The organism is Flavobacterium sp. SH_e, from assembly GCF_025717045.1.
Taxonomy (GTDB): domain Bacteria; phylum Bacteroidota; class Bacteroidia; order Flavobacteriales; family Flavobacteriaceae; genus Flavobacterium.
This window is the reverse complement of record NZ_JAOVZN010000002.1, coordinates 126,769-142,437: the sequence shown is the minus strand read 5'-3', so window position 1 is coordinate 142,437 and position 15,669 is coordinate 126,769. Positions and strand designations below refer to the sequence as shown.

Sequence of the window (15,669 nt, the reverse complement as noted above, 5' to 3'; positions counted from 1 at the left end):
TTTATTTTAACTGTGACCACTTATGTTTATAATATACTCTTGATAATTCTGAATCTTGTAAATTTTTACCAGTATTAAAATAATCTGCGTTTTCTATAGTAAACTCAAAAGCGTTCGTTAAATAATCGATTAAAACATTCTCGCTGAAAACTGCTATATTCAAATAATAATTATCAGGTTTAATATTTAAAGATTCCTCCAATTCACAAGAGATTTCTGATTCACTTTTATCAAGGCAAATAGCGAAATTTAATAAATTGGTATCAAATCTTAAATATCCTTCATCCATGAAATTATATATTCCAATAACAATTCTCACATTTTTTAAGCTGTCTTGTTTAAGCTGTTTTAACAATAAATTAATTGTAATCTTTTCTCCAAGAAAAAAGGTGTTCTTCTTTTCACCACTTGAAATCAGATTTATACCTGAAACTCGATATTCTCCTGTTCCTTTTCTATTAAAATCTAAAAGTTTAGTGGTTATTTTTTGCGTTAAAGTTTGGTACTTTTTTAAACTTTCATCAATTCCTCCTTTAAAAATTACCTTTCCATGTTCCAAGACAATACCCTTAGTACATAAACTTTTTACAGCGGCCATATTATGACTAACAAATAATACCGTCCTACCTTCTCCTTTAGATATATCCTGCATTTTCCCAATTGCCTTTTTCTGAAATTCAGCATCTCCAACTGCCAAAACCTCATCAATTACTAAAATTTCAGGTTCTAAAAAAGCAGCCACAGCAAACGCTAAGCGAACTGTCATTCCAGAGCTATATCGTTTTACTGGCGTGTCAATATAACGTTCGCAACCAGAGAACTCAATAATTTCATCTATTTTTGAAGCGATTTCCTTTTTAGTCATTCCTAAAATAGCGCCATTTAAATAGATATTTTCACGTCCTGTCATCTCACCATGAAAACCAGTTCCAACTTCAAGAAGCGATGCAATTCGCCCACGAGATTTAATACTTCCTGTAGTTGGTGCAGTAACCTTAGATAATATTTTTAAAAGTGTAGACTTACCTGCACCATTTTTTCCTATAATCCCTAAAACTTCTCCACGTTCAACTTCAAAATTAATATCCTGTAAAGCCCACACATACTCTGAAGTTCCTTTAGTTGAGCGATCATTTACATCTCCTATTTTTAAATATGGATTTTCTTTTCCACGAATCTTATACCACCAGCGATTTAAATCGTGTTTTATTGTTCCTGTTCCGACTTCACCTAAACGATATTGTTTTGAAATATTTTCGGCTTTTAATATTATATCTTTCATTTATACGGTATCTATAAAGCTTTTTTCTGTTCTATTAAAAACCAATAATCCTGCAAAAAAAACGGCTAATGTAAGTGCCATTGTATATACTAAACCTAAAATTGATATACTTCCAATATTTAAAAGCATATAACGAGAAGTTTCTATAACATATGCTAATGGATTGTATTCTACAATCCATCCGAATTTTGGTAATTTGTCTTTTATTAACTCCATCGGATACATTACGGCAGAAATATACATCAGTAATTGTATTCCAAAACCAAGTAAATTATTCAAATCTCTATACTTTGTAACCATGGATGAAATAAGCATTCCAAGACCAAGTCCCAAAATTCCCATAAAAGCAATTAAGATAGGAAAAAATAGTAAAGAGCTATTTAAGCTTAAATCTGCCCCTTGACAATAAAAGAAAATGTAAAAGATAACAAATATGAAAAACTGGATTCCAAATTTGATCAAATTGGAAATTACGATTGACAATGGAGTTATGATTCTTGGAAAATAAACTTTTCCAAATATTGCCGCATTAGATTTAAAAGTATCCGAAGTTCCAGTCAGGCAAGATGTGAAGTAGTTCCATACCATGATTCCTGCTAAATTAAATAAGAATGGGGGAATAGTTCCTGTATCGATACCTGCAACCTTATTAAAGATAATCGTAAAAGTGATCGATGTAAATAAAGGTTGAATTAAATACCATAGTGGTCCCAAAACAGTTTGCTTATAAACTGTAATTATATCTCTTTTTACAAACAGAAATAATAAATCTCGATATTGCCAGACTTCTTTTAGGTTAAGTGTAAAGAATTTGTTTTTTGGTGTTATTTCAAACAACCAATCGTTTGTATTTTTAGAATCCATTGGAAAGAACTTAAAAACCTTGGCTTTGTAATTTTAACAAGATTTTTAACATTTTAAAATTTGTTTAAAAATGCCAAAAGGCGTTTAAAAAAACACCTTTTGATTATATTTGATTTATATTTTTATCTCTAATTATTTATCTAAAATTTCGAAAGTAGAATTCATACTCTTAAATTCTGGAACAATTTTTTTCATCTTTGCAACGATATCATCATTTTCATAGAAATCGGCAATTCCAATTAGTTCATCAACATCATTATGAAGAGTCTCATACTCATCTTGAATTTCCTGAGCAATCATAATTTTATTATGATATGTTGGTAATGTCTTTGCCGTATCATTTAATAATTCTTCGTAAAGCTTCTCGCCTGGTCTCAAACCTACAATTTTTATTTTTATTTCTTTGTCAGGTATAAAACCGGCTAACTTAATCATTTTCTTTGCCAAGTCAATAATTCTCACTGGTTTTCCCATATCAAAGATATATATTTCTCCTCCATTCCCCATTGCTCCTGCTTCTAATACAAGCTGGCATGCTTCTGGAATCGTCATAAAATAACGAATAATATCCTGATGCGTTATGGTTACTGGTCCTCCTTCTGCAATCTGCTTAGTAAACAAAGGAACAACTGAACCGTTTGAGCCTAAAACATTTCCAAAACGAGTCGTAATGAATTTTGTCCCGCCTTCTACTTTTTCTCTTTGATTTTTTAAGAAAAGAGATTGTACGTATTTTTCGGCAATACGTTTACTAGCCCCCATTACATTACTAGGATTAACAGCCTTATCTGTAGAAACCATTACAAATTTCTTTACATGATATTTACACGCTAAATCTGCTAGGTTTTTTGTCCCCTTAATATTAGTTTGAATAGCCTGTGAAGGGTTTTCTTCCATTAGAGGTACGTGCTTATATGCCGCGGCGTGAAAAACGACATGCGGATTGTAATTTTTAAAAACCTTTTCTAGCGCCTTTTTACTTCTAACATCTGCAATTACGGCTACGATTTTAGTACTAAAATCCATAGCCTGAGTCTCTAAGCACAAATTGTGTAACGGTGTTTCGGCATGATCCAAAACAATTACATTTTTCGGATTAAAGTTTAAAACCTGTCTCACGATTTCACTACCAATTGAACCAGCGGCTCCTGTAATTAGAATTGTTTTATCTTTTAATTGTTTTGAAATAGATCTACTATCAAGAACGATAGGTTTTCTTTCTAATAAATCCTCAATTTGAATGTTCTTTACTTTTTGAGAAATTTCCTTTTGATTCTCCCAATCCGAAATAAGTGGAACTGTATATACTCTGTAGTTAAACTCCAAACATTGATCAACTATAATAAGCTGTTCGTCCTTACTTAAGCTCTTATCAGCAATAATTACACCTTCTGCCGCTACAGAACGCATTAAAGCAGGAAGTTTTTTTCTTAAAATAAGAATCGGAAGATCTAGCATACGCTTAGAAGCATTCTGATTATTCTTATCTACAAAACCAACTATTTTAAAACGAGAAGGACTTTCGAATTTTAACGCATTAGCTACGGAAATTGCATTAGCATCTGTTCCATAAATTACAGTTCGGATTAACTTACTTGTAGACTTTTCCGAAAAATACATTTCAAATGTTTGCTTTACTACAACACGGTATAAAAATAGTCCACAAAAAGACAAAACTAAATTGATAAAAAGTGCTGTATTCAAAAAAGCTTTATGTCCAGAGTATAATTCAAATACTAAATTTATGAATAAGAAAAATACAAGAACAGACATTTGAGAAAACAATAATTTTATTGCATCTATATAAGAAGAGTGTCTAATAATTCCTGAATAGGTTCTGAAAAGCCAGAAAAAAAATACATTAACAATAATTAAACTTCCAACGAAATAAAAGTCATGAGAAGTAATAATATAACCTATAGCAGTACCTTCAAAAAGCAAATAAGTAAGAGAAAAAGAAAAAACCAAAACCATTACATCTATCGCAACAATAATCCATCTTGGCAAATAACTTAGATTATTAATATTTGCCCGAAGATTTCTTGGTGAGAAAGTGTTATATAACAAAGAGTTTATATTATTTGGTTTGTCTGTATTCAATTGAGCTTTTTTTAAGTACCTGTAATTAGAACTTTGTACAAAAATACAAATTAAAGGTTTTAAATAATTAGTTAAAGATACAAATTAAATTTTAACACTTTTTTTCTTTTGTTTTAGAAACTCGATCAAATACGTTCCATATCCAGATTTCAATAGTGGTTGCGCTAATGTCTCAAGTTGTTCATCATTAATAAAGCCTTGTCTCCAAGCAATTTCTTCGATACAGCCCACCTTTAGTCCTTGTCTTTCTTCAATAACTTGCACAAATTGCCCCGCCTGCATTAAGCTATTAAACGTTCCTGTGTCTAGCCAAGCGGTTCCTCTACTTAATATCCCAACTTTTAACTGTCCTTTTTCTAGATAAACTTTATTAACATCTGTTATCTCATATTCGCCACGAGCACTTGGCTTAATATTTTTAGCTATTTCTACTACAGAATTATCATAGAAATAAAGTCCAGGAACAGCATAATTAGATTTTGGCTCCAAAGGTTTTTCTTCTATTGAAATTGCATTTTTGTTTTCGTCAAATTCTACTACTCCATATCTTTCAGGATCTGCAACGTGATAGGCAAAAACAACGCCCCCATCTGGATTAGCATTATCTTTTAAAAGTTGCTGCATATTTGTTCCAAAAAAGATATTGTCTCCTAACACCAATGCCACTTTATCTTTTCCGATAAAATCTTCTCCAATTACAAAAGCCTGAGCCAAACCATTTGGATCTGGTTGTTCTGCATAACTAAATTTACATCCTATTGTACTTCCATCTCCTAAAAGCTTCTTGAAATGAGGTAAGTCATGAGGTGTTGAAATAATCAAAATTTCATTAATACCAGCCATCATAAGTGTTGACAATGGATAGTATATCATAGGTTTATCATATACTGGCATTAACTGCTTGCTTACCGCTAAAGTTAATGGGTGTAATCTTGTGCCAGAACCTCCAGCTAATATAATACCTTTCATAAATTTTAATTTTAGTTTCTAAAAATCAGAATTTTAACAAGAAGATAAAACTCAAATTCTATTATACAAATATTTTTTTTAAACTTTCTTTATAATGTGGAACTTGCAAATTATAAATTGACTTAATTTTCTTTTTATCTAACAATGAAAAATTTGGTCTTTTTGCTGGAGTTGGATAAGAAGAAGATGGGATACCATTTACCTTACAATTATACTCCCCTAACTCTTTAATACTCAAAGCAAATTCATACCAGCTTATTTCTCCTTCATTAGAATAATTATATATTCCTGAAATCCAATTTGCTGAATTAACTATATCGATCATTGCCTGCGCTAAATCAGCTGCATAAGTTGGCGAACCAACTTGATCATTAACCACGCTAATTTCCTCTCTCTCTTGCATTAATCGCTGCATCGTTTTAACAAAATTGTTTCCAAATTTACTATAAACCCAAGAAGTTCTTATAATAATCGAATTAGGATTTTGGTTCAAGCATGCAATTTCTCCCGCCAATTTACTTTCGCCATACACATTTATAGGATTTGTTAATGCTTGTTCATCTAATGCAGAAGAAGAAGTACCATCAAAAACGTAATCTGTAGAAATATGGATTAACTTAATATTATTTTCTGCAGCATATTTTGCAATTATTTCTACCGCCGAAGAATTTACTGTAAAAGCCAAATCTTTTTCTGTTTCAGCTTTATCAACCGCAGTATAAGCACCACAATTCAAAATCACATCTGCCTTAATTTCATTTAACTGAATATGCAAAAGATCTAAATTGTCTAATGTGATTTTTGTTCTATCTGCAAAAATCCATTCATATTCTAGGTATTTTGATGATAGAACTGAAAGTTCTGATCCTAATTGCCCATTTGCACCCGTTACAAGAATTTTTTTCATTAAAATAGGCTATTACAGTTTTCAATAAATGGTAAAATCTGATCTTTATCAGAAACAATTGCATCATTCAAATCCATTCCCCAATCAATATTTAAAGATGGATCATCATATTTGATTCCTCCTTCTGAAGCTTTATTATAAAATTGATCACACTTATACATTACTGATGCTGTTTCACTGATCACTGAAAATCCGTGCGCAAAGCCTTGAGGAACTAACAATTGCTTTTTATTTTCTGCTGAAAGTAAAATACTAAATGATTTTCCATAAGTAGGAGAATCTTTTCTTAAATCTACAGCAACATCAATAATTTCACCTTCTAGAACACGTACTAATTTAGTTTGTGCAAAAGGAGGGTTTTGATAATGTAATCCTCTTAAAGTTCCATATTTAGAAAATGATTGGTTGTCTTGAACGAAATCAATATTAATTCCTAGATCTTCAAATTTGGTTTTACTATAAGACTCAAAAAAATAACCTCTTTCATCGCCAAAAACTGTTGGCTCAATAATAACTAAATCTTTAATGTACGTTTCTTCAACTTTCATATAAATTAGGTAAGTGTTTTTATTTTAATTAATTAAAAAAAGTGTTAATTACTTTTTCTATTCTTTTTTTATCTTCATTTGTAAGATTTGTTCCAGAAGGCAGACATAATCCATTTTCAAATAGCTTTTCTGACATTTTATTACCATAATAAGGATAGCTTTCAAAAATTGGCTGCCTATGCATTGGTTTCCAAATAGGACGTGTCTCAATGTCTGCTTTTTCAAAAGCCTGCAACAAATCATTCTTAACTTTGCTTGATTTTAGCAAGATTGTATTCAACCAATAATTTGAAAAATAATCTTCATTTTTTGTCTCAAAAAGTTCGACTTCTTCAATAGTTGAAAAAAGTTCTCGATAAAACAAATGATTATTTCTTCTCGAATCTATTTTTTCTTTAAGCGTTTTCATTTGCCCCAATCCAATACCAGCGCAAATATTACTCATTCTGTAATTATACCCAATTTCACTATGCTGATAATGAATAGCATCATCTTTTGACTGAGTAGCATAAAAAATGGCTCTTTCCTTTACTTCTTTTGAATTAGATATTAATGCACCGCCACTTGAGGTCGTAATTATTTTATTTCCGTTAAAAGACAATATTCCAAATTCGCCAAAAGTACCACAATGTTTCCCTTTATAACAACTTCCTAGTGCTTCGGCACTATCTTCAATAATTGGAATTCCATAACGATCAGCGATGGCATGAATTTCATCTACTTTATATGGCGTACCATACAAATGAACTGCAATTATCGCCTTTGGTTTATTGCCTTTTTTAATCCGGTCTTTTATCGCTATTTCAAGATTTTCAGGGCATATATTCCAGGTTTCAGGTTCACTATCAACAAAAATAGGAGTTGCGCCTTGATATAAAATTGGATTTGCAGATGCTGAAAATGTTAAACTTTGACAAATAACCTCATCTCCTGGTTTTACTCCTAATAAAATTAATGATAAATGAATAGCTGATGTTCCAGAATTTAACGCTGCAACGAATGAATCTTCTCCGAAATAATTCTGAAGTTCAACTTCAAAATCATTTACATTTGGCCCACCAGAAGTAATCCAATTAGATTGTAATGCTTTCTCAATATATTCTATTTCGAAACCACTTTGCTGCGATAAGGATAAATAAATTCTACCCATTTAGATTCCAATAATCAGAAGGATATCGGGCATCATCTTCTTTTACATTTGATAATGGCAAAGTAGAAAATGATATTAATTTTGAGTCTTTTTCTAATGATTCTACTGCATTTGCATAACCTGCAGGAATATGGACAATTTTACTATCGAATTCAGATACTTCTACTGTTTCAATAGTTAAATCTTTAGAAGGATTTTCCCAATTATCAATTTTGACAAAATGAATTTTAAAAGATCCGCTTACACAGTAAAAATTCTTTGAATCTAATTTATGCCCCTGCCAAGCACGTATAGGGTTTTCTTCTGAATTTGTAATGATATAAAATCTTTCAATACCACTAAAACTAAAATCATTAACATATGAAATAGTTCCTCGGTGATCTGAAAAATTTCCTCCCTGAATTACTTCTGGACTCATACTTGTAATTTTAAGTTGCTTTTATTCATTAAGTAAAATTTTAATGAATACACTAAAAGCAATGGAACAATTATAATCGGAAATAATATATAATCGTTTATTTTTTGATAAAGTGATATTACTAAAATAGAAACCCCAATTTGTGCCAATGCATAATACAGCGAAACTAATCTATGCTGTATTTTATATTCATTGCTCAGAATTTGATACAAATGTAAACGATGCGCTTCGAATATATTTTGTTTTAAATAAAGCCTATGTAAAATGGTACAAACTGCATCAACACCGTAAACAGCTAAAAACAAAAGCCAAATAACTGAGTTTGTACTTAAAATTAATTTTAAAACTAAATAAATAATCCAAAATGCAATTGCAATACTACCAACATCACCTGCAAAACATTTAGCCTTTTTTCTATAATTAAAAAACAAAAAGACAAGACTTGCAATCATTCCATATTTTATGAAACTGCCATCTGTAAACAGTTGAATTCTGGTATTAACATATAATAAAGATCCAAGTACGGCTAAAGTGTAAAGCCCTGTTATACCATTAATACCGTCCATGAAATTGTATGCGTTTATTAATCCAATGGCAAGTATATAAGATATAACAACTCCCCAAACTGGCATAAGAGTAAACAAGTTGAGATCTAAGAAGATCAATGTGATAGCAAGAAAATGAATTGAAATTCTAATTTTATTGGAAAGACTTTGAATATCATCCCAAAAGCTAACCAAGCTAACCAATGTAATTCCTGTAAAGAAAAAGTAATTAGTTTCTATATTTTGTACAAAATATAACAAAGAAGAAAACCAAAAAATAATTCCTCCTCCTCGAAGTGTTATTTCGGTATGTGAACTTCTTTGATTTGGTTTGTCGATAATATTAAAACGATCTGCTACTTTGAAATAAAGCAACATTAAAATCATCAAAATTAACAACAGTACTGTGTATTGCATTCTTTTTTATTTAAATTATTCCCACGTAACATCTTTTATTTCATCGTAAACCCTTTGAATTCCTTCTTCCAAAGTCGTTTTTGCTTTCCAACCAAAACTATTCAATTTAGAAACGTCCATCAATTTACGTGGAGTTCCATCAGGTTTAGAAGTATCTGTTAAAATTTCTCCTTCATATCCTACAACTTTTTTTACTAGAATTGCTAAATCCAAAATCGAAATATCTTCACCAACACCAATATTAACTAAACCTGAATCATTATAGTTTTCCATTAAAAACAAACAGGCTTCAGCTAAATCATCTGCATGCAAAAATTCTCTTTTAGGACTTCCTGTTCCCCAAATAGTAACCGAAGTATCTCCATTACGTTTAGCTGTAATGAATTTTCGAAGCATTGCCGGAAGAACATGCGAGTTATTCAAATCATAGTTATCATTAGGACCATACAAATTAGTAGGCATTACTGAAATGAAATTACATCCAAATTGGTCTCTATATGCATCACACATTTTAATTCCTGCAATTTTAGCAATTGCATAAGGTTCATTTGTTGGTTCCAATTCTCCAGTAAGCATGTATTCTTCTTTTAATGGCTGAGGAGCCATTTTCGGATAAATACAGGAAGATCCAAGAAACATAAGTTTTTTTACTTTATTCAAATACGATTGATGAATCACATTATTTTGAATCATTAGATTTTCGTAAATAAAATCTCCTCTATAAGTATTATTTGCAATGATACCGCCAACTTTTGCAGCCGCTAAAAAAACGTAATCTGGTTTTTCTTGCTGAAAAAAATCAGCAACAGCTTGCTGATCCTTTAAGTCAAGTTCTGAAGATGTTCGCAAAATAAAATTTGTAAATCCTCTAGATTTCAACTGTCTTAAAATAGCCGAACCCACCATACCACGGTGTCCAGCTACATATATTTTATCATTTAACTCCATGTGATAATTATAATATTAACAATCGATTTACATTAATATTTAGTAATAGACCTTGCTTCGCTTAACATCTTTTCTCTTTGAACATATGCAAGATCAGAGGCCATCATTTCTTTTACTAGTCCCGCTAAATCATATTTTGGTTCCCAACCCAATTTTGTTTTTGATTTTGTTGGATCTCCAATAAGCAAGTCAACTTCTGTTGGACGGAAATATTGTGAGTCAACAGCAATAATCTGTTTACCCAACTCTATCTGATAAGCAGGATTATTACATGAAGCTACATACCCTTTTTCATTTACTCCTTCACCTCTAAATTCAATTTCTATACCTACTTCTAAAAATGCCATTTTTACAAAATCACGCACATAAGTGGTTTCTCCCATCGCAATTACATAATCTTCAGGAACATCCTGTTGTAAGATTCTCCACATTGCTTCTACATAATCTTTTGCGTGTCCCCAATCACGTTGAGCGTCTAAATTCCCTAAATACAAACAATCTTGTTGCCCTAAAGCAATTGCTGCTGTTGCCATGGTTATTTTACGTGTCACAAAAGTTTCTCCTCTACGAGGTGATTCATGATTAAACAAAATTCCATTACATGCGTACATATTATAAGCTTCACGATAATTTTTTGTAATCCAGAAACCATAAATTTTTGCTACTCCATAAGGTGAACGAGGATAAAAAGGTGAATTTTCATCATACAATCCTTTTTCATTTTTATTTTCTGCTAATCCACCATATAATTCGGATGTTGATGCCTGATATATGCGAGTTTTCTTTTCCATTCCTAGAATACGTACTGCTTCTAAAATCCTTAATGTACCAATACCGTCAACATTTGCAACATATTCAGGAGAGTCAAAAGAAACCTTTACATGACTCATTGCACCTAAGTTATAGATTTCATCAGGCTGAACTTCCTGAATAATTCGAATGATATTTGTAGAATCCGTTAAATCTCCATAATGCAACTTAAAATTCACATGAACTTCATGCTGATCTTGATAGATATGATCAATACGTTGTGTATTGAAAGAAGATGCTCTCCTTTTAACACCATGAACCATATAACCTTTCTCTAATAATAATTCTGCCAAGTATGAACCATCTTGTCCAGTTATACCTGTTATAAGTGCTATTTTCATAATATTTTATATTCTAAGAGTGTATTAATTATATTTTTTAAAGGATTTTATTGTAGTGTTTAATCCTTCTTGTGTTGTTACTGGAAATTCTTTTTTTAGAGCTTTTTTAATTTTTGAATTACTTACCACATAATTTTCGATTAATTTATTGAGTCTTTCTGAATTTAATGGTAATAATAAATAATCTCCAATTCTTGCAATTGTTTTTATGCCCCAAGGTGAAACTTTCCAAATAGTAGTTTTTTTTCCTAAATTCATTCCAATTCTTTGAATCAATTCATTTGTTGATAATGAATCATCATCAGCAATGTGATAAATACCATTGGGAATTTCTTTATTTTCAAGCAATTCATTTATTACAAAACAAATGTTTTCCACACTCAAAAAAGAACGAAGATTATCAAATGCCCCTAATGGCCAAGGTATGTTTTTTAAAACAAAATTATATAGCAAATTAAGGTTTCCTTTATTCCCAGGTCCGTGAATCATACATGGTCTGAGAATATAGAGTCTTTTATCTGCTGGTAATTCTTTACTTAAAAGATATTCTTCAGCTTGTCTTTTAGAAATACCATAATGCGTTTTTGGGTTCGGTATAACATCTTCTGTAAGCACTCCTTTTATTTGATCCGCAGCTGCTTTTGCAGAACTTAAAAAAATAAAAACAGTTGCATCTGACTTTAAAAAGGAATCAAAAACTTGTTTTGTCAATTCAAAATTAGCTTCATAATAGTCACTAGGCTTTGATACATTTTTAAGATCATGAGCTTTTCCCGCCAAATGAATAATTGCACTTCCCTTAAAATCAAAATGTTGATTAAGCACAAAGCGAATACTTTTGACTTCTACTTCATGCGAGGATATTAAATATTCTCGAAGATTCTTTCCTACAAAACCTGATCCACCTGTAATAACTGTTTTCATTTAATTAAATTGCGACAATGTTTTGTCATTAATCTCTTTTCTTTCTGAATCAAAGAACCATCCCCATTTATTAAAATATGTAATTGCAGAATTGATAAATATTTTAAAGAGCCTTTTACTTTTATTAGCACCAGATTCATATTCATGTATTACAGAGACTTTAGGAAAGTAAATGGTTTTATAATATTTATGAATTCTTCTTGATAAATCCCAATCTTCAAAATACATAAAGAAATTGTCATCGTACATTCCTACTTCATTTATTGCTTTTAAACTAACCAGTGTAAAACATCCAGACAAAATCGGGGTATTGTAAATAAGATCTTTAGGAACCTCCCTTAATTCATATTTGTTTATAAAAGCATTATAGGCATTATTGGGTTTTTTAACTTTTCTCCATAATATACTAAAAGGTGATGGCAAAAGTTTAGGCAGATTTTGAATACTTCCATCTTCATTTAAAATTTGCGGCATCATCATCCCAATAGCCATATCTGTTTTAATATACTCAATCATTGAGCCAATTACATCATCAGTAAAATAGATATCAGGGTTAACAATAAAATGATAATCAGAATGTTGATCTATTGCTTTTTTTATTGCTATATTATGTGAAGCTCCAAAACCAGGATTAGAAGGGTTATGAAAATATTCAATTCGTGAATCTTCAACTAATTTACTTAATTCATTTGTTGGAGAATTATCAATTAGATACATTTTTATATCTAATTCTGTATTTAGACAAGAATTAATTGCCTTTTGCACAACGTTCTTATCATTTCTATATAAAACAATACAGCATGTTATTTTTGCACTCATTTAATTTTTGTTTATACTTTATCCCACTTTTTAGTGTCAAAATTATATTTTTTCACAACTCTTGCTGGTGTCCCCACAGCAATTACATTTGGAGGTAAACTCCTAGATACTACTGAATTTGCTCCCACAATACTTCCCTTACCTATTGTTACACCAGGTAAAACAGAAACAAATTCACCTAGCCAAACATTATCTTCGATAATAATAGGTTTTGCATATAATTTTCTTTCACTTGGCGGAGTATCCGGAGAATCAATCGAACCTTCGTCGCTATAATTTCCATGATTTAGATCAGATATAAAAACTTTGCTTGCAATTAATACATTATTGCCAAGCCTTACACCTTTCATGCCAGAAATATGAACATAATCATTAATTTGAACGTTTTCACCAATAAAAACAACTTTTTCTTTATTTTCTGGATAAGCTTCTATTCGACAGCCAACTCCCGAAGTAAATTTTTTCCCTATCTCTATGAATTTTTTATTTCTTATATCAAATGGCAATCTTATCAATCTTGCTTGTTTAAAGAAAACCTTTGTATAGATTAAAGAAACTCCAAGTTTAAAAAAACCTAGAAAACCGTATCTTTCTAACATATAAATTTATTTTAATAAGGTTTGAAACAATTCATTCCAGTTTTGAACAAAAGGATCTTCATACTCAATTGACAAAGTCTTATCAAAATTAAAATTATCATTTATAAAACCGGACATTAATTCTGCTAATTTAACTGCATCGTCTGTTTTAAAAAAATTAACATAATCATAGTTTCCCACTGTTTCTCTCGCATATGGTAAATCAGCAACAAATATTGTTTTTTTAAATTGTTTAAACTCACTTATTGGTAATCCCCAAGTTTCTAATTTAGATGGAAAAATTAAACAATCAGATTTAGCATAATATCGATATACCTCTTCTCTTTTAATTAATCCAATAAAATTGATATTTTTAATATTTTTATAATTATCAACAACTGATTTAGCATATTTATTTTCAGAACCATCAATTGTAATTACAACTGTAAAATCTTCATTTTTTTGAGAAAGAATTTTAGATGCCTCACAGATAACATCAATATTTTTAAATGGCCTTGGAAAAGTTGGAAAGAAAAATATTTTTTTGTCATTTTCCATTTTATATTCTGAATGTAAAAATTCAGATGGAATTTTAGGAATTTCAGGAAATGAGACAATAATTTTTTCTTTTTTCAAATCAAACATTTCAATAAACTTATTCCTCAACCATAACTGCTGTACAATTACATATTTATTTTTTTTAATATTTATTTTATACAAATATTTATAAAAAAGTCTAAAGAAAAATTGTATTGGCTGAATATAAATGTCTTTAAAATTTACTGTATTGAAAGGTGATGGATTATGACAGTATACGGCCTGAGGAACATTTTTTAAAGTCGGACTAATATCGTGAAGTGAAAACCAAAAAGTTATATTATTTTGGTTTGCAAATTTTTTAAAGTAAAAATATTCATAATATAAACGATAAAAATAAGATTTTCTGGATTTTGGAAATTCTACAAAACTAATTTTTTTATATTGATTTTCTGTAAACAGATCTTTTTTGTGTACAAGAGCAACAAATTCATGTTCGACAAATTCATCACTTTTTTCTATAGCAAAAAGACAATCTTTTAATACTGAAAGCGGCCCTCCCTCGAAAAGATTCACTGCAGATATTACAACCTTTTTCATAATTTAAACTTTAATGTAATATCTTAATTGGAGAAAAACCTAAGCGTTTTATGCTTTAAGCATAACTTACAAGCAACAACTAAATTGTTAAATAAAACTATTTGTCTTTTAAAAAATTGATCTGAATAAATTATAGCATTAGATCTTTTTATTTCTTTAAAAATCCTCAATTTATTACTTATATCATTTGAATCATTAAAACTTAAGCTATGTACAAATTTAACATCTAGTACTACCAAATTTTTCCTGGATTTTGAATATTTGTTCATAAAGTAATTATCCGTACCATAAAAACGTAATCTTTCATCATATCGAAATCCTTCCTTAAAAAATCTATTAGAAATTACCATTCCGCTATTTATTGCTGTAATATTAGATGAACCTATTATCCCAGCTTTTAATTTTTTTATAAGGCCCGTTTTAATTAAAAAATCTTTTGCCGGACTGACTAAGACCGAATTAGAATATATCTGTGGCAAAAATAAATCTTGATAAGGGTTAAGTTTAATTTGTTCCTCTAAGATCTCAAAAAAACTTAATGGAATATCTGAATCATCATCACATAACATCATAAATGAATCTTCTTCAAGGGAATCAATAACAGTATTATATATTTTCGATAGAGCTACATTTTCAGGAGTATGTTTATAAATTAAATTTTTAAAATGATTGTTTAAAAAAATAAATGATTGCTGATTAATAACCTCTTTGCTATTGTCCCAAATAAAAATTGTCGAATAATCTTTGAAATCTTTGAAATTTAAAAGACTCTGCAAAGTAGCAGACTCATTTATATCTTTATTATATAAACAGATTACGATTGTTAAATTACTAATCATTCTTAAAAAATTATTTTGAATTCAAAATTTCAAGTTAGCTTACTTTTGTTAAGTAACTAACAATTGCCATTTA

At 30.0% G+C, this 15,669-nt stretch carries 16 protein-coding genes; all 16 read right to left on the bottom strand.

All coding sequences use genetic code 11. From position 1 onward, the window contains the following. Position 1 precedes the first annotated feature (1 nt). Positions 2-1,282: an ABC transporter ATP-binding protein gene (locus OD917_RS03630; RefSeq protein WP_263522176.1), complete on the bottom strand. Its 1,281-nt coding sequence runs from the start codon at positions 1,280-1,282 to the stop codon at positions 2-4. Continuing rightward, positions 1,283-2,146 (bottom strand): ABC transporter permease, encoded by an 864-nt coding sequence (locus tag OD917_RS03625; protein ID WP_263522175.1) that lies wholly within the window; start codon positions 2,144-2,146, stop codon positions 1,283-1,285. It lies immediately after the preceding gene. A gap of 132 nt (positions 2,147-2,278) precedes the next feature. Continuing rightward, on the bottom strand, positions 2,279-4,246 hold the full coding sequence (locus OD917_RS03620; protein WP_263522174.1) for a polysaccharide biosynthesis protein: 1,968 nt from the start codon (positions 4,244-4,246) through the stop codon (positions 2,279-2,281). Between the two features lie 84 nt (positions 4,247-4,330). After that, on the bottom strand, positions 4,331-5,215 hold the full coding sequence (rfbA, locus tag OD917_RS03615; protein WP_263522173.1) for a glucose-1-phosphate thymidylyltransferase RfbA: 885 nt from the start codon (positions 5,213-5,215) through the stop codon (positions 4,331-4,333). A 61-nt stretch (positions 5,216-5,276) separates the two neighbouring features. Then, positions 5,277-6,122 carry a dTDP-4-dehydrorhamnose reductase gene (gene rfbD, locus OD917_RS03610; RefSeq protein WP_263522172.1) on the bottom strand — a complete coding sequence of 282 codons (846 nt, stop codon included), beginning with the start codon at positions 6,120-6,122 and terminating at the stop codon, positions 5,277-5,279. Continuing rightward, positions 6,122-6,670, bottom strand: a complete 549-nt coding sequence (gene rfbC / locus OD917_RS03605; RefSeq protein ID WP_263522171.1) for a dTDP-4-dehydrorhamnose 3,5-epimerase — start codon at positions 6,668-6,670, stop codon at positions 6,122-6,124. The genes rfbD and rfbC overlap by 1 nt, the downstream gene beginning before the upstream one ends. Positions 6,671-6,698: 28 nt before the next feature. Further along, positions 6,699-7,820: a DegT/DnrJ/EryC1/StrS family aminotransferase gene (locus OD917_RS03600; RefSeq protein WP_263522170.1), complete on the bottom strand. Its 1,122-nt coding sequence runs from the start codon at positions 7,818-7,820 to the stop codon at positions 6,699-6,701. Further along, on the bottom strand, positions 7,813-8,238 hold the full coding sequence (locus OD917_RS03595; RefSeq protein ID WP_129747932.1) for a hypothetical protein: 426 nt from the start codon (positions 8,236-8,238) through the stop codon (positions 7,813-7,815). Before OD917_RS03595 ends, OD917_RS03600 begins: the two co-directional genes overlap by 8 nt. Next, positions 8,235-9,200 (bottom strand): MraY family glycosyltransferase, encoded by a 966-nt coding sequence (locus OD917_RS03590; protein ID WP_263522169.1) that lies wholly within the window; start codon positions 9,198-9,200, stop codon positions 8,235-8,237. The genes OD917_RS03595 and OD917_RS03590 overlap by 4 nt, the downstream gene beginning before the upstream one ends. A gap of 15 nt (positions 9,201-9,215) precedes the next feature. Continuing rightward, positions 9,216-10,148 carry a GDP-L-fucose synthase family protein gene (locus OD917_RS03585; protein ID WP_263522168.1) on the bottom strand — a complete coding sequence of 311 codons (933 nt, stop codon included), beginning with the start codon at positions 10,146-10,148 and terminating at the stop codon, positions 9,216-9,218. 32 nt (positions 10,149-10,180) lie between these two features. After that, entirely contained in the window at positions 10,181-11,299 is a 1,119-nt protein-coding gene (gene gmd / locus OD917_RS03580) for a GDP-mannose 4,6-dehydratase (protein WP_263522167.1), read from the bottom strand. 24 nt (positions 11,300-11,323) lie between these two features. Beyond that, positions 11,324-12,223 (bottom strand): NAD-dependent epimerase/dehydratase family protein, encoded by a 900-nt coding sequence (locus OD917_RS03575; RefSeq protein ID WP_263522166.1) that lies wholly within the window; start codon positions 12,221-12,223, stop codon positions 11,324-11,326. Beyond that, the gene (locus tag OD917_RS03570) at positions 12,224-13,042 is read right to left on the bottom strand and encodes a glycosyltransferase family 2 protein (protein WP_263522165.1); all 819 of its coding nucleotides are present in this window, start codon (positions 13,040-13,042) and stop codon (positions 12,224-12,226) included. 11 nt (positions 13,043-13,053) lie between these two features. Next, positions 13,054-13,641 (bottom strand): DapH/DapD/GlmU-related protein, encoded by a 588-nt coding sequence (locus OD917_RS03565; RefSeq protein WP_263522164.1) that lies wholly within the window; start codon positions 13,639-13,641, stop codon positions 13,054-13,056. A 6-nt stretch (positions 13,642-13,647) separates the two neighbouring features. Next, positions 13,648-14,256 (bottom strand): glycosyltransferase, encoded by a 609-nt coding sequence (locus OD917_RS03560; RefSeq protein WP_263522163.1) that lies wholly within the window; start codon positions 14,254-14,256, stop codon positions 13,648-13,650. 524 nt (positions 14,257-14,780) lie between these two features. After that, positions 14,781-15,596 carry a glycosyltransferase gene (locus OD917_RS03555; RefSeq protein WP_263522162.1) on the bottom strand — a complete coding sequence of 272 codons (816 nt, stop codon included), beginning with the start codon at positions 15,594-15,596 and terminating at the stop codon, positions 14,781-14,783. Between the last annotated feature and the right edge of the window lie 73 nt (positions 15,597-15,669).

Coding starts and splice junctions, on each gene's coding strand:
- rfbA (WP_263522173.1), bottom strand. CDS start 5,215: ATGAAAGGTATTATATTAGCTGGAGGTTCTGGCACAAGATTACACCCA.
- OD917_RS03570 (WP_263522165.1), bottom strand. CDS start 13,042: ATGAGTGCAAAAATAACATGCTGTATTGTTTTATATAGAAATGATAAG.
- OD917_RS03565 (WP_263522164.1), bottom strand. CDS start 13,641: ATGTTAGAAAGATACGGTTTTCTAGGTTTTTTTAAACTTGGAGTTTCT.
- rfbD (WP_263522172.1), bottom strand. CDS start 6,122: ATGAAAAAAATTCTTGTAACGGGTGCAAATGGGCAATTAGGATCAGAA.
- rfbC (WP_263522171.1), bottom strand. CDS start 6,670: ATGAAAGTTGAAGAAACGTACATTAAAGATTTAGTTATTATTGAGCCA.
- OD917_RS03625 (WP_263522175.1), bottom strand. CDS start 2,146: ATGGATTCTAAAAATACAAACGATTGGTTGTTTGAAATAACACCAAAA.
- OD917_RS03555 (WP_263522162.1), bottom strand. CDS start 15,596: ATGATTAGTAATTTAACAATCGTAATCTGTTTATATAATAAAGATATA.
- OD917_RS03575 (WP_263522166.1), bottom strand. CDS start 12,223: ATGAAAACAGTTATTACAGGTGGATCAGGTTTTGTAGGAAAGAATCTT.
- gmd (WP_263522167.1), bottom strand. CDS start 11,299: ATGAAAATAGCACTTATAACAGGTATAACTGGACAAGATGGTTCATAC.
- OD917_RS03600 (WP_263522170.1), bottom strand. CDS start 7,820: ATGGGTAGAATTTATTTATCCTTATCGCAGCAAAGTGGTTTCGAAATA.
- OD917_RS03590 (WP_263522169.1), bottom strand. CDS start 9,200: ATGCAATACACAGTACTGTTGTTAATTTTGATGATTTTAATGTTGCTT.
- OD917_RS03630 (WP_263522176.1), bottom strand. CDS start 1,282: ATGAAAGATATAATATTAAAAGCCGAAAATATTTCAAAACAATATCGT.
- OD917_RS03585 (WP_263522168.1), bottom strand. CDS start 10,148: ATGGAGTTAAATGATAAAATATATGTAGCTGGACACCGTGGTATGGTG.
- OD917_RS03595 (WP_129747932.1), bottom strand. CDS start 8,238: ATGAGTCCAGAAGTAATTCAGGGAGGAAATTTTTCAGATCACCGAGGA.